Annotated in this window: 14 protein-coding genes; 12 read left to right on the top strand and 2 right to left on the bottom strand. The window is 64.5% G+C overall.

The genetic code is table 11. The features are described 5' to 3' along the window. The first annotated feature begins 32 nt into the window (after window positions 1-32). Together QE393_RS01695 and QE393_RS01700 are read left to right on the top strand one after the other, a co-directional pair. The gene (locus tag QE393_RS01695) at window positions 33-512 is read left to right on the top strand and encodes a YajQ family cyclic di-GMP-binding protein (RefSeq protein WP_133863011.1); all 480 of its coding nucleotides are present in this window, start codon (window positions 33-35) and stop codon (window positions 510-512) included. Between the two features lie 104 nt (window positions 513-616). Further along, complete coding sequence (locus tag QE393_RS01700) at window positions 617-1,453, top strand: mechanosensitive ion channel family protein (protein ID WP_405046272.1); 837 nt, start codon at window positions 617-619, stop codon at window positions 1,451-1,453. A gap of 7 nt (window positions 1,454-1,460) precedes the next feature. Here QE393_RS01700 and QE393_RS01705 read toward each other — a convergent pair whose 3' ends face one another. Both QE393_RS01705 and QE393_RS01710 read right to left on the bottom strand, forming a co-directional pair. Beyond that, the gene (locus QE393_RS01705; RefSeq protein WP_273809832.1) at window positions 1,461-3,176 is read right to left on the bottom strand and encodes an AmpG family muropeptide MFS transporter; all 1,716 of its coding nucleotides are present in this window, start codon (window positions 3,174-3,176) and stop codon (window positions 1,461-1,463) included. 28 nt (window positions 3,177-3,204) lie between these two features. Continuing rightward, window positions 3,205-3,543: an MGMT family protein gene (locus QE393_RS01710; RefSeq protein WP_273809831.1), complete on the bottom strand. Its 339-nt coding sequence runs from the start codon at window positions 3,541-3,543 to the stop codon at window positions 3,205-3,207. 236 nt (window positions 3,544-3,779) lie between these two features. Here QE393_RS01710 and QE393_RS01715 point away from each other — a divergent pair, with 236 nt between their 5' ends. The 10 genes from QE393_RS01715 to pncB all read left to right on the top strand — a co-directional run bounded on the left by QE393_RS01715 (window position 3,780) and on the right by pncB (window position 12,708). Further along, window positions 3,780-4,787, top strand: a complete 1,008-nt coding sequence (locus tag QE393_RS01715) for a DUF481 domain-containing protein (protein WP_273809829.1) — start codon at window positions 3,780-3,782, stop codon at window positions 4,785-4,787. 151 nt (window positions 4,788-4,938) lie between these two features. After that, on the top strand, window positions 4,939-5,397 hold the full coding sequence (locus QE393_RS01720) for an FxsA family protein (protein ID WP_310041769.1): 459 nt from the start codon (window positions 4,939-4,941) through the stop codon (window positions 5,395-5,397). Window positions 5,398-5,586: 189 nt separating this feature from the next. Then, window positions 5,587-5,880 carry a co-chaperone GroES gene (locus QE393_RS01725; protein WP_007161933.1) on the top strand — a complete coding sequence of 98 codons (294 nt, stop codon included), beginning with the start codon at window positions 5,587-5,589 and terminating at the stop codon, window positions 5,878-5,880. A 39-nt stretch (window positions 5,881-5,919) separates the two neighbouring features. Continuing rightward, the gene (gene groL, locus QE393_RS01730) at window positions 5,920-7,560 is read left to right on the top strand and encodes a chaperonin GroEL (protein ID WP_133863005.1); all 1,641 of its coding nucleotides are present in this window, start codon (window positions 5,920-5,922) and stop codon (window positions 7,558-7,560) included. Window positions 7,561-7,736: 176 nt separating this feature from the next. After that, a complete protein-coding gene (locus QE393_RS01735) occupies window positions 7,737-8,411 on the top strand; it encodes a response regulator transcription factor (protein WP_133863004.1) in 675 nt (224 codons plus the stop codon). Between the two features lie 2 nt (window positions 8,412-8,413). Continuing rightward, the gene (locus QE393_RS01740; protein ID WP_310041771.1) at window positions 8,414-9,703 is read left to right on the top strand and encodes a HAMP domain-containing sensor histidine kinase; all 1,290 of its coding nucleotides are present in this window, start codon (window positions 8,414-8,416) and stop codon (window positions 9,701-9,703) included. 91 nt (window positions 9,704-9,794) lie between these two features. Next, the gene (locus QE393_RS01745) at window positions 9,795-10,481 is read left to right on the top strand and encodes a class I SAM-dependent methyltransferase (RefSeq protein ID WP_273809823.1); all 687 of its coding nucleotides are present in this window, start codon (window positions 9,795-9,797) and stop codon (window positions 10,479-10,481) included. Between the two features lie 27 nt (window positions 10,482-10,508). Further along, window positions 10,509-11,207 carry a lipopolysaccharide kinase InaA family protein gene (locus QE393_RS01750; RefSeq protein WP_273809821.1) on the top strand — a complete coding sequence of 233 codons (699 nt, stop codon included), beginning with the start codon at window positions 10,509-10,511 and terminating at the stop codon, window positions 11,205-11,207. Beyond that, window positions 11,204-11,422, top strand: a complete 219-nt coding sequence (locus QE393_RS01755) for a hypothetical protein (RefSeq protein ID WP_178083940.1) — start codon at window positions 11,204-11,206, stop codon at window positions 11,420-11,422. Before QE393_RS01750 ends, QE393_RS01755 begins: the two co-directional genes overlap by 4 nt. A gap of 83 nt (window positions 11,423-11,505) precedes the next feature. After that, window positions 11,506-12,708 carry a nicotinate phosphoribosyltransferase gene (pncB, locus tag QE393_RS01760; RefSeq protein ID WP_273809818.1) on the top strand — a complete coding sequence of 401 codons (1,203 nt, stop codon included), beginning with the start codon at window positions 11,506-11,508 and terminating at the stop codon, window positions 12,706-12,708. The last annotated feature ends 10 nt before the right edge of the window (window positions 12,709-12,718 follow it).

Here is a 12,718-nt window from a genome sequence, read left to right on the forward strand (position 1 = left end):
AGGCTGCCCCATCGCAACCGAGGAGAAAATCCATGCCTTCCTTCGACGTGGTATCGGAGCTGGACAAGCACGAAGTCACCAATGCCGTCGACAACGCCATCAAGGACCTTGATCGTCGCTACGACCTGCGCGGCAAGGGCAGCTTCGAAGCCAAGGACCTGACGGTGACCCTCACCGCCGATGCCGACTTCCAGCTCGAACAGATGCTGGAGATCCTCAAGGTCAACCTGGCCAAGCGCAAGATCGACGTCCAGTGCCTGGAGGTCAAGGATGCCTATGCCTCCGGCAAGTCCGTCAAGCAGGAGACCGTCCTGCGCGAGGGGATCGACAAGGAGCTGGCGAAGAAGATCGTCGCCCTGATCAAGGACAGCAAGATCAAGGTCCAGGCCGCCATCCAGGGCGAGCAGGTGCGCATCACCGGCAAGAAGCGCGACGAGTTGCAGGAGGTCATCGCCCTGCTGCGCGGCCAGTCCCTGGACATGCCGCTGCAATACCAGAACTTCCGTGATTGAGCCGACTCCCTTTAGGGTCGCCGCCAAGCGCGGCGGCATCTGACTGAAGAGGTAACAGGAGACGCCGTTTGGATATCGAAAACCAATACAACCACCTGCTGGCGATGACCGCGGGCTGGCTACCCATTGTCCTGCAGTATTCCGGCCGGGTGCTGCTGGCGCTGCTGACCCTGGCCATCGGCTGGTGGTTGATCAACAAGGTCTCGGCCAAGGCCAGCGGCCTGGCGGCCCACCATGGCGCCGATCCGGCGCTGCTGAGTTTCCTCGGCAGCCTGGTCAGCATCATCCTCAAGATCCTGCTGGCGGTCAGCGCGGCGTCCATGATCGGCATCGCCACGACCTCCTTTGTCGCCATCATCGGTGCGGCCGGTCTGGCCGTGGGTCTGGCCCTGCAGGGCAGCCTGTCGAATTTCGCCGGCGGTGTGCTGATCCTGACCTTCCGCCCCTTCCGCGTCGGTGAATTCATCGAGGCCCAAGGCGTGATGGGCACGGTGAGCTCCATCCAGATCTTCCACACCATCCTGCTGACCGGGGACAACAAGACCGTCACCATCCCCAACGGCAACCTGTCCAACGGCATCATCACCAACTACTCGCGCCAGCCCAAGCGCAAGGTGGTTTTCGATGTCGGCGTGGATTACGAAGCCGATCTGCAGAAAGGTCGTGAGGTACTGCTGGCCTTGGCGGAAGACTCGCGGGTGCATCGGGATCCGGCCGCCGAGGTGGTGGTATCGGCCCTGGGCGACAGCGCCATCACCCTGTCGCTGCGCTTCTGGACCGACAGCGGCGACTACTGGCCGATGACGTTCATGCTCAACGAGCAGGTCCGCGACCGCCTGGGCGCGGTGGGTATCGGCATTCCCTTCCCGCAGCGGGTGGTGCACTTCGCCAACACCGCTCCGGTCACTGAAGCGCAGGGCGAGTCTAGCCCCGCCGCCTAGGTCCCGCTCAGCTCCCGCCGGTCTTGACGACGGCGGGATCGCGCCGCTGGCGCAGCCAGAGCACCGCGATCAGCAGCAGCGTCGGTACCCCCATCAGCGCGGTCAGCGAGAAGAACGAGCTGTAGCCGACGTGCTCCACCATGGCCCCCGAATAGCCGCCCAGCAGGCGCGGCAGCAGCAGCATCAGCGAGCTGAGCATGGCGTACTGGGTGGCCGAGAATCTGAGGTTGGTCAGACTCGACAGGTAGGCGACGAATGCCGAGGTGGCCATGCCGCCGCTGACGTTGTCGGCGCAGATGGTGGCGATCAGCAGCGGCACGTTGGCGCCCGTGGAGGCGATCACCACGAACAGCAGGTTGGTCAGCGCCGACGCGGCGCCGCCGAGGAAAAGGATCGGCAGGATGCCTACCCGGGTGATCAGCACGCCGCCCAGGCCGGCGCCGAACAGGGTCATGAACACCCCGAAGATCTTGCTGACCCCGGCGATGGTTTCCTTGCTGTAGCCCACGTCGATGTAGAAGACGCTGGCCATCACCCCCATGACCGTGTCGGAGAGCCGATAGGTGGAGATCAGGCCGAGCAGCAGCAGCGCCTGCCACTGGTAGCGCTGGATGAATTCGGTGATGGGCGTCAGCACCGGCGCCATCAGCCGGCGACCCGGCGCGGTGAGGCACAGCCAGACGATCAGGGCGTACATCAGGCCCCGCGGCCAGTAGCCACCAGCCAGGGCCGACAGGCCACCGGTGAAGGCGACGATGAGCACGATCAGTAGGATCACCGAAACCATCTGGTGGACGAAATCGAAACGCGGCAGCTCCTCGGCATTGGCCGCGTCACGCAGCCGTAGCGGTTCGCGCATGCGGCGCATGAGATCGCTCAGGGGTTTGGAGCAATAGCGGCCCCAGGGCGACAGGCAGCCGACGATGAACAGGCTGTAGAGCAGGGCGCGTGGCCAGGCCTGGGCGATGGCGGCGTTGATGGCGGCGGGGAGGGAGACCAGCATCACCAGCAGCAGGGCGACCGCCACCAGCTGGTGATTGAAGCCGAAGCGCGATTCCGCCATGGCCATGGGCGCCACCGGCTCGGGTTCGCGGATCAGCACGCTGGTCACCAGGCCCGGCAGCACCAGCAGGGCGAACAGCATGTAGGTGGTGGCCCAGGCGCTCTGACTGTAGCCCAGGCGGGACGAGCCCAGTTCCTCGGCGAGAAACAGCGCGCCGGCGCTGGCGAGCAGGGCGGCGATGCGATAGCCGGTCATGTAGCAGGCGGCGAGGGCGGCCTGGCGATCGTCGTCGGCGATCTCCAGGCGATAGGCGTCCACGGCGATGTCCTGGGTGGCCGAGGCGAAGGCCACCAGCACCGCCAGGGCGATCAGTTGCTCCAGGTGCTGCTGCGGATTGCACAGCGCCATGCCGACCAGCCCCAGGCCCACCAGAATCTGCGACAGCACCAGCCAGGAACGTCGCCGCCCGAGCTTGCCGATCAGCGGCAGCTTCCACAGGTCGAGCATGGGCGACCAGACCCACTTGAAGGCATAGGCCAGGCCGATCCAGCTGGCGTAGCCGATGGTCTCGCGACTCACGCCGGCCTCGCGCAGCCAGACCGACAGGGTGGAAAACACCAGCATGGCCGGCAGGCCCGCGGCGAACCCCAGCAGCAGCAGGGCCAGGCAGGCCTTGGATTTGTAGGTGGTGACGGCTTCTCGCCAGAAACGTGCAAACATGCCCTTGGGCTCGGAAAAAACGCGCACTCTACTCGACACTCTCAGCTGGATTCCACCGGTACCGACGCATGTCCACCCGGTCCTCGTGCAGCAACACACCCTCGGCCCGCAACCGCTCGCGTTGCTCCCGGCCAGAAGGGCTGTCGCGGGTCAGGCTCGGGCGGCCATCCGCCGCGATCACCCTATGCCAGGGCAGGGCGCTGCCCTCCGGCAACTGCCCCAGAACCCGGCCCACCCAGCGCGCCCCGCGGCCCAGGCCCGCAAGCTCCGCCAACTGGCCATAGCTGACCACCCGCCCGGCGGGAATGGCGGCCAGCGCCAGGAAGACGGCCTGGCGACGGGGTTCGGGTGGAGGGGATGCACTCATGACGCCCTGCTGCTCGGGGAGAGAGTGCCAGTGTGCCGAAAAGTTTGGTTACGGTGGTGCTGAAACGTGTCGAGCTGCCGCTTTCTCCCCAGACGTCCGACCTTTGGGCAGTATTTCCGGAAACTTGCCTAACTTTTACCCAGGAACGGTTGCGCGAGCCTCTGGCACCCGGATAATCGCGCCCCTCTCGTTTCGTTACCTTTCCACCCAAGTCCACCCAAGGTGTCCTGGTGCCCATGCGTTTTCGATTGCTCTCCTCGCTCGCGCTGTTGTCACTCGCCTCCTTCGCCCATGCCGACACCGTCTGGCTCAAGAACGGCGACCGGCTGACCGGAACCATCAAGCTGCTCGACAGCAAGAAGCTGCTCTTGCAGACCGAGTACGGCGGCAACATTCCCCTGTCGTGGGACAAGATCAAGACCTTGCAGCGTGACAAGCCCGTCATCGTCCAGCGCGGCAAGTACGAACCCGATTTCCCGGTGGAAAGCCTCAAGCCGGCCGACGACGGCCAGGTGGTGGTCACCACCACCGATGGCCAGCAGACCGTGCCCCTGGCGAGCATTACCCAGATCGTGCCGCCGCGGCCCTTCCTGCGCGACTTCGCCTGGAAAGGCAACATCGACGCCGGCCTGGACTACATCAGCTCGTCCGAGGACAGCCAGAAGTACGACATCGACTTCAAGACCCAGGCGCGGCACGGCATGTGGCGGCACAACGCCAACGGCAGCTACGACCGCTACAAGGCGAACGACACCGTCTCGACCAACAAGTACGATCTGCAATACGCCCTGGATCGCTTCTTCGACGAGAAATTCTTCTGGCAGGGCCGCGCCGAATACAAGCGCGACTGGATCCAGGCGCTGGCCAAGCAGCGCACCCTGGGTACCGGTCCCGGTTACCAGTTCTGGGACAATGAACTGGGGGCCTTCTCGCTCACCGGCCTGCTCAACCACAATCGCTACCAGTACGCTGACGGCGGCTCCGACCAGTTCCTCTCGGCGAGCGTGAAGTGGGACTACAACCGCTATCTGTACGGCCAGACCATCCAGTTCTTCACCACGGGTGAACTGGGTCGTCCGCTGGACAACACCGCCAATTTCACCTTCGACGGCGACGTCGGGCTGAGATACAAGGTGACCAACTGGGCGTCGCTGAACCTCAAGGCGTCCAAGGAACTGACCAGCGGCGCCGAGGGCAACGTCAACCAGACCGAGTACACCGCCGGTGTCGGCGTGTCCTGGTAACCCGATGTTTCCCTGATGCTCCGCAACACCCTCAAGGCCGCGACTTTCGCGGCCTTGTCGTTTCTGCCTGCCGCCTGGCGGCGACCTTGAAATCGGCTCGTCCGCCTCCATCTCCGATCTTTCAACCGGTTTCCACCGTGAAGGACCTGAGATGCGCGTGACCGCCTTACTTTTCTTGCTGTTCCCCTTTGTGGAACTGGCCGTGCTCATCAAGATCGGCAGCGAAATCGGCGTACTCGCCACCTTCGCCCTGCTGCTGCTGAGCTTTCTGGTCGGCGTCGCCCTGCTGCGCGTCGCCGGTTTCACCACCCTCTGGCGCATCCGCATGCGGCTGGCCCAGGGGCAGATGCCCGAACAGGAAGTCATCCAGGGCCTGACCCTGGCGATCGCCGGCGCCCTGCTGATTTTCCCGGGCTTCATCAGTGACGTCCTGGCGCTCGTCTGCCTCTTGCCGGTGACCCGCAAGGCCCTGTTGGGTGCGGTGATCGGCCGGGTCACCCGGCGCAATCCCGGTGTCCAGGGCTATCAGCCGGGCGCCGGTCAGGGCGCGCCCCATCGTCCCGAGGTGATCGAGGGTGAAGTGGTGCACCGCGACGAGCAAAAACGCTAAAAATTTTGCCCTCCGCCCTTGAAATGCCTGGCGACAACCTCATGTAGCGGACACCGCAAGGTTGTCGCCGCAAGGCGAGCAGGTTTCGCGTCCTGTCATGCACGGGGCGCACCCGGCGCAGCCGGTAAAAACAAACTGCCGATGCAGTCATCGGCGCTGGAAACACTTAGAACTTTGGGAGATACGACAATGGCGCTTCGTCCTCTGCATGATCGCGTTGTGATTCGTCGCAGCGAAGAAGAGACCAAATCCGCTGGCGGCATCGTGCTGCCGGGCTCGGCTGCCGAAAAGCCGAACCGCGGTGAAGTGGTTGCCGTAGGCACTGGACGCGTGCTGGACAACGGTGACGTCCGTGCTCCGGCGGTGAAAGTGGGTGACAAGGTGGTTTTCGGTCCCTATTCCGGCAGCAACGCCATCAAGGTCGATGGCGAAGAACTGCTGGTGATGGCTGAGTCCGAAATCCTGGCCGTTATCGAAGGCTGATCCCCGCTCACTTTTCGAATTTCTTAGAGGAAACAGAACATGGCTGCAAAAGACGTCAAATTCGGTGACTCCGCGCGCAAGAAGCTGCTGACCGGTGTCAACACCCTGGCCGACGCCGTCAAGGCCACCCTGGGCCCGAAAGGCCGTAACGTGGTTCTGGAGCGTAGCTTCGGTGCTCCCCTGATCACCAAGGACGGCGTGTCCGTCGCCAAGGAGATCGAACTCAAGGATCGCATCGAGAACATCGGCGCCCAGCTGGTGAAAGACGTGGCCTCCAAGGCCAACGACGCTGCCGGTGATGGCACCACCACCGCCACCGTGCTGGCCCAGGCCATCGTTACCGAAGGCCTGAAGTCCGTGGCCGCCGGCCTGAACCCGATGGATCTGAAGCGCGGCATCGACAAGGCCACCGCTGCCGTCGTCGCCGAGCTGAAGAACCTGTCCAAGCCCTGCGCCGACAGCAAGGCCATCGCCCAGGTAGGCACCATCTCCGCCAACTCCGACGAAAGCATCGGCAACATCATCGCCGAGGCCATGGAGAAGGTTGGCAAGGAAGGCGTCATCACCGTCGAAGAAGGCTCGGGCCTGGAAAACGAACTGTCCGTCGTCGAAGGCATGCAGTTCGACCGTGGCTACCTGTCGCCCTACTTCATCAACAAGCCCGACACCATGTCGGCCGAGCTGGACAGCCCGCTGCTGCTGCTGGTCGACAAGAAGATCTCCAACATCCGCGAACTGCTGCCGGTGCTGGAATCTGTCGCCAAGGCCGGTCGCCCGCTGCTGATCGTCGCCGAAGACGTCGAAGGCGAAGCCCTGGCCACCCTGGTGGTCAACAACATGCGCGGCATCGTCAAGGTCGCTGCCGTCAAGGCGCCGGGCTTCGGTGATCGTCGCAAGGCCATGCTGCAGGACATCGCCATCCTGACCGGCGGTACCGTCATCTCCGAAGAAGTCGGTCTGAGCCTGGAAAGCACCACCCTGGAGCACCTGGGTCAAGCCAAGCGTGTGGTCCTGAACAAGGAAAACACCACCGTCATCGACGGCGCCGGCGTGGAAGTCGACATCCAGGCCCGCATCAAGCAGATCCGTGCCCAGGTCGAGGAAACCTCTTCCGACTACGACAAAGAGAAGCTGCAAGAGCGTCTGGCCAAGCTGGCCGGCGGTGTTGCCGTGATCAAGGTTGGCGCTGCCACCGAAGTCGAGATGAAAGAGAAGAAAGCCCGCGTTGAAGACGCCCTGCACGCTACCCGCGCTGCCGTGGAAGAAGGCGTGGTGCCTGGCGGCGGTGTCGCCCTGGTCCGTGCCCTGGACGCGCTGAAAGATCTGAAAGGCATCAACGAAGAGCAGAACGCCGGTATCAACATCCTGCGTCGCGCCGTCGAAGCCCCGCTGCGCCAGATCGTGGCCAACGCCGGTGACGAAGCCTCCGTCGTGCTGGACAAGGTCAAGCAGGGCAGCGGCAACTACGGCTACAACGCCGCTACCGGCGAATACGGCGACATGCTGGAATTCGGCATCATCGACCCGGCCAAGGTGACCCGCAGCGCGCTGCAGGCCGCTTCCTCCATCGCCGGTCTGCTGATCACCACCGAAGCCATCGTGGCCGAGCTGCCGAAAGACGACTCCGCTCCGGCCATGCCCGACATGGGCGGCATGGGTGGCATGGGCGGCATGATGTAACACCCGCTCCGGCCCCAGGGCCGAGCCCAACCCCGGTGCTCCTCGCGGACACCGGGGTTTTTTATGGCCGGTCGCCGGCCCGCCCGGCGCTGGTCGAGGCCGCCGGGGCCGGTTAGGCTCTGTGCCGAACAGACGACAACGAGGCCCCTGGTGGGCTCGGGCAAGAGGTCAGCGACATGCGTATCCTGGTGGTGGAAGACAACCGCGACATCCTCAGCAATCTGCTGGACTACCTCAGCCTCAAGGGCTACAGCGTCGATTGTGCCCAGGACGGACTGTCGGGCCTGCACCTGGCCGCGACCGAGCACTATGACCTGCTGATCCTCGACATCATGCTGCCCGGCATCGATGGCTACACCCTCTGCCAGCGACTGCGCCAGGATGCCCGCCGCGATACCCCGGTGATCATGCTCACCGCCCGCGACCAGCTCGATGATCGGCTGGAGGGTTTTCGCTCCGGCGCCGACGACTATCTGGTCAAGCCCTTCGCCCTGTCCGAACTGGCCGCCCGCGTCGAGGCGGTGATGCGCCGGGCCAAGGGCGGCGGGCGCCGTCAGCTACAGGTCGCCGATCTCAGCTATGACCTCGACACCCTGGAGGTCAGTCGCGCCGGCAAGCCGCTCAAGCTCAATCCCATCGGTCTGAAGATTCTCGCCCTGCTGATGCAGAAGTCGCCTCACGTGGTGCGGCGCGAGGTGCTGGAAGAAGCGGTATGGGGCGAGGACTACCCTGACAGCGACAGCCTGCGCAGCCACGTCCACCAGTTGCGCCAGGTGATCGACAAGCCCTTCGAGCAGCCGCTGCTGCGCACCATTCACGGCGTGGGCTACAAACTGGTCGAGCAGGACTAGCCATGGAATATCACCTGAGCCTGTCGCGGCGGATCGTCATCGCCTTCGTGCTGATGACCTTTCTGGTGGGTGGCGTCTTTGCCCTGGGGATCGTCGCCGCGGTGCACACGGTCGAGGAACGCCTGATCTCCACCGATCTGCACAATGAGCTGGAGCGCATGGTGCAGCGCGACATGAAGCGCGGCGGCCAGCCGGTGCTGGACCCGGACATGCGCCTGTATTTCGTGCCCCTCGCCGAGGTGGCACAGCTGCCGGCGCACCTGCGCGAGCTGCCGGCCGGCTTCAGCGAGGTGGAAGAGGACCAGCAGTACTTCTATGCCTACGTGGCCGAGCTGGAGGGCAACCACTTCGTCCTGCTGCAGAACCAGAGCGATTTCGAGGCGCGCGAACGCCTGCTCTACAAGGTGGTGCTGGTCGGCTTCCTGATCAGCGTGGCCCTGGCCTGGCTGCTGGGCTGGGCCCTGGCGCGGCGGGTGATCGCCCCGGTGGTACGGCTGGCGCGTCAGGTGCGCCGGCGTGACCAGCTGCTCGATGTAACCCCGCCCCTGGCGCCGGACTACGCCAAGGACGAGGTCGGCGAGTTGGCCGGGGCCTTCGACGATGCCCTTGAGCGCCTGCGTGCTGCCCTGGCGCGGGAGCGGCTGTTCACCAGCGACGTCAGCCACGAGTTGCGTACTCCGCTGATGGTGATCAACTCCTCCTGCGAATTGCTCGAGGCCACGCCGGATCTGCCAGCGCGGGCGAAGGGTCCGCTGGAACGGATGACCCGTGCCGCGCGGGAGATGCAGGAGCTGGTGCAGACCTTTCTGGCCCTGGCCCGCAACCAGGGCGACAACGACACCCAGGCCCCGCGGGCCACCCTGGCCGACGTGGCGCGGCGGCAGACCCAGGAGTGGCAGGCGGCGGTGGAAGCCAAGGGCCTGCAGTGGCGGCTGAGCGTGGCGCCGGGGGCTGATCGGGCGCTCTGGCACGAGCCCTTTCTGCGCTCGGTGATGAGCAATCTGTTGCGCAATGCGCTGCATTACACCGAGCGGGGTTACATCGGCCTGCACGTCGGTACGGCAGGCTTCGCGGTGGAAGACAGCGGCGTCGGCATCCCCGAGGAGCAGCGCGAGGCAATGTTCCAGCCCTTCGTGCGGGGCGCCGAGGGACGCGGCGAGGGCCTCGGACTGGGCCTGTCGCTGGTACGCAGGATCTGCCAGCTACAGGGCTGGCACGTGACCCTGGGGGACAGCGCTGCGGGAGGTTGCCGCTTCGAGATAGCGCTTGGCAGCGACAGACTAGCGGACTGAGGTTACAGAAATTTCACAAAGGCTTGACCGGGGTTTGACAGGGGCCCCGGTAGGGTGGCGGCACTTCTCCACTCCCTCAGGAGCCGCCTCCGTGAAAGCGCCCATCGACCTGCCCTTTTCGCAAAAGTACGACGCCGACCACGCCCGCCAGTATTACCTGAAGCATCAGGACGGTCTGGCCCGGCGTCTGTCCAACTGGCGCGACCAGCAGCTGGCGCGACAGGCCCTGAGCATCGCCGGCCAGCCTAATCTGGTGCTGGATCTGCCCAGTGGGGCAGGGCGCTTCTGGCCGTTGCTGGCGGAAAAGCGCAATCGCCTGATCATCGGTGCCGATTATTCGGAAAACATGCTGGCCACCGCCCGTGAACAGCAGCCCGCGGACGTCGTGGCGCGGGTGAAGACCCTACAGACGTCGGCTTTCGCTATCGACCTGTCCGACAATTCTGTAGATTGCATTTTCTGTATGCGCTTGTTTCACCACGTGGGCGAATCGGCGGACCGACTGGCACTGCTGCGGGAGTTCCACCGGGTGACCCGCGACAGCGTCATCCTGTCGCTGTGGGTGGACGGTAACTTCAAGGCCTGGCGGCGTCAGGGACTGGAACGCCGCCGCAAGGCCCAGGGCCGCGACCGTGGCGGCTATCAGAACAGATTCATCGTCGAGCGCAGCCAATTCGAGGCGGAGGTCGCCCAGGCCGGCTTCGTGGTCGACCGCGCCCTGGATTTCCTGCCGGGCTATGCCATGTGGCGGGTCTATGTCCTGCGCAAGGCCAATTGAAGCTATTCAGAATAAGAGAGGCAGCTGATGGGAGCCGTAACGCGAGGCGAAGAGCGTTTCGATCGCTGGTGGAACACCGCGGGTGATTGGGTGGAAGCCCCCAACGTCCGCCGCGGTGGCGAAAGCGGTGTTCAGCGCCTGCAGCTGCCCGACGGTACCCTGGCCTACGTCAAGCGTCAGGTCGGCCATCTCTATCGCAGCCTGCGTCATCCCCTGGGGCGTCCCACCGCCCTGCGCGAGCGCGATGCGCTGATCGCCTTTCGCGACCTGGGCATTCAGGTTCCCGAACTGCTGTTCTGCGATGCCCGGCATGCCCAGGGCGGCTGGCGCGCGCTCCTGGTGAGCGCCGCCCTGGAAGGCTATCAGGACCTCGATCAGTGGTACGCCGAAGGTGGCGGCCAGTCTCTCAGCGAAGCCGAGCACGAGCGTTTCCTGACCACCCTCGGCGAGGTGCTGGCGCGCATGCATCGGCACCGCTGGCAGCATGGCTGCCTCTATCCCAAGCACATCTTCGTCGCCGAGCGAGTCGGCCCTCGGGGCAAGGAATTCTCCGTCGCCCTGCTCGATCTGGAGAAATGTCGCCAGCGGATCGGCATAGACACGGCCGCCCGTCGGGATATGCTGCAATTACGCCGCCATTCGTCGTGGAATGCTGCGCAATGGCGAACTCTCCTCTACGTTTACCAACAGGCGTTGGGACGGAAGATCAGAGGGTTAGAACCATGACTTCACAAATTACTCGAGGTTTGCTGATCGCGGCTTTCTGTGGGGTCACCACGTTGGCCTATGCGAGCTGGCTGCGGCCGGCGGCAGTAGTGGTCGGCAGTGAAGGCCTCGAGTATTGCCAGACGCCGGTGGCTCGCAGCCTGACCACCTCCAGCACCGGTAGTCAGGACCTGCTGCTGTTCCTCTTCGGCATGACCCAGACCCACAACCGCTAGGCCCTCGGGCGGTCAAGCGCCTTTCGCTTCCTCGGCAAGTTGGGCATCCTGTCGTCTGACTTCTAGCTGCCGAGCCCCCGCCGATGATGGCCGATAGTTTTTCCGAGCAGGCCGTGCAAAGCCTGCTGGACACCGACTTCTACAAGCTCACCATGATGCAGGCCGTCCTGCACAACTATCCCAATGCGGAAGTCGAGTGGGCCTTTCGCTGCCGCAACGACGAAGACCTGCGGCCCTATCACGCGGCCATCCAGGCCGAGATCGATGCCCTTGCCGATGTCGCCATCAGCGACGGTCAGCTGGCCTTTCTCGAGCGCATCCCCTTCATCACCCCGGACTTCATCCGCTTCCTGCGGCTGTTTCGCTTCAATCCCTCCTATGTGTTCCTGGGCGAGGAAGAGGGGCGCTTCACCCTGACCCTGAAAGGTCCCTGGCTGCACCTGATTCTCTTCGAGGTGCCGATCCTGGCGTTGATCAGCGAGGTGCGCAATCGCCAGCGCCATGCCGATCTGCCGCTGCAGGTGGCGCGGGATCAGCTCTATCGCAAGTTCGACTGGCTGGCACGAGAGGCGGGCGCCGATGAACTGGCCGAATTCAAGATGGCCGACTTCGGCACCCGGCGGCGCTTCTCCTATGGGGTGCAGGAGATGGTGGTGCGCAGCCTGAGGGACGACTTCCCCGGTCGCTTCGTCGGCACCAGCAACGTGCACCTGGCGTGGAAGCTGGACGTCGCGCCCCTGGGTACCATGGCCCACGAGTGGCTGATGGCGCACCAGCAACTGGGGCCGCGCCTGATCGACAGCCAGATCTCCGCCCTCGACTGCTGGGTGCGCGAGTATCGCGGTCAGCTCGGTATCGCCCTGACCGACACCATCACCATGGATGCCTTCCTGCGGGATTTCGATCTCTACTTCGCCAAGCTGTTCGACGGCCTGCGGCATGACAGCGGCGATCCCCTGCAGTGGGCGGAAAAGGCCATCGCCCACTACCAGCAACTGGGCATAGATCCCCTGACCAAGACCCTGGTGTTCTCCGACTCGCTCAACCTGGAAAAGGCCCTGGCGCTGTTTCGTGCCCTGCGCGAGCGGATCAACGTGAGCTTTGGCATCGGTACCCATTTCACCTGCGACATCCCCGGGGTGCAGCCGATGAACATGGTGCTCAAGATGAGTCGCTGCAACGGCCAGCCGGTGGCCAAGATCTCCGACGCCCCAGGCAAGGCCCAGGGCGGCGAGCCGGACTTCCTGCACTATCTGCGGCACGTCTTCCAGGTCAACGGCGCCTGAGCCTAAGCAA

The organism is Pseudomonas sp. SORGH_AS_0211 (genome assembly GCF_031453455.1).
GTDB lineage: Bacteria > Pseudomonadota > Gammaproteobacteria > Pseudomonadales > Pseudomonadaceae > Chryseomonas > Chryseomonas aestiva.

What these genes read in the sequence shown, in the direction of transcription:
- QE393_RS01710 (WP_273809831.1), bottom strand. Translation starts at nt 3,543, where the DNA reads ATGAGTGCATCCCCTCCACCCGAACCCCGTCGCCAGGCCGTCTTCCTG.
- QE393_RS01720 (WP_310041769.1), top strand. Translation starts at nt 4,939, where the DNA reads ATGCGCGTGACCGCCTTACTTTTCTTGCTGTTCCCCTTTGTGGAACTG.
- QE393_RS01695 (WP_133863011.1), top strand. Translation starts at nt 33, where the DNA reads ATGCCTTCCTTCGACGTGGTATCGGAGCTGGACAAGCACGAAGTCACC.
- QE393_RS01735 (WP_133863004.1), top strand. Translation starts at nt 7,737, where the DNA reads ATGCGTATCCTGGTGGTGGAAGACAACCGCGACATCCTCAGCAATCTG.
- QE393_RS01700 (WP_405046272.1), top strand. Translation starts at nt 617, where the DNA reads ATGACCGCGGGCTGGCTACCCATTGTCCTGCAGTATTCCGGCCGGGTG.
- QE393_RS01740 (WP_310041771.1), top strand. Translation starts at nt 8,414, where the DNA reads ATGGAATATCACCTGAGCCTGTCGCGGCGGATCGTCATCGCCTTCGTG.
- groL (WP_133863005.1), top strand. Translation starts at nt 5,920, where the DNA reads ATGGCTGCAAAAGACGTCAAATTCGGTGACTCCGCGCGCAAGAAGCTG.
- QE393_RS01705 (WP_273809832.1), bottom strand. Translation starts at nt 3,176, where the DNA reads ATGTTTGCACGTTTCTGGCGAGAAGCCGTCACCACCTACAAATCCAAG.
- QE393_RS01715 (WP_273809829.1), top strand. Translation starts at nt 3,780, where the DNA reads ATGCGTTTTCGATTGCTCTCCTCGCTCGCGCTGTTGTCACTCGCCTCC.
- QE393_RS01755 (WP_178083940.1), top strand. Translation starts at nt 11,204, where the DNA reads ATGACTTCACAAATTACTCGAGGTTTGCTGATCGCGGCTTTCTGTGGG.
- QE393_RS01725 (WP_007161933.1), top strand. Translation starts at nt 5,587, where the DNA reads ATGGCGCTTCGTCCTCTGCATGATCGCGTTGTGATTCGTCGCAGCGAA.
- QE393_RS01750 (WP_273809821.1), top strand. Translation starts at nt 10,509, where the DNA reads ATGGGAGCCGTAACGCGAGGCGAAGAGCGTTTCGATCGCTGGTGGAAC.
- pncB (WP_273809818.1), top strand. Translation starts at nt 11,506, where the DNA reads ATGATGGCCGATAGTTTTTCCGAGCAGGCCGTGCAAAGCCTGCTGGAC.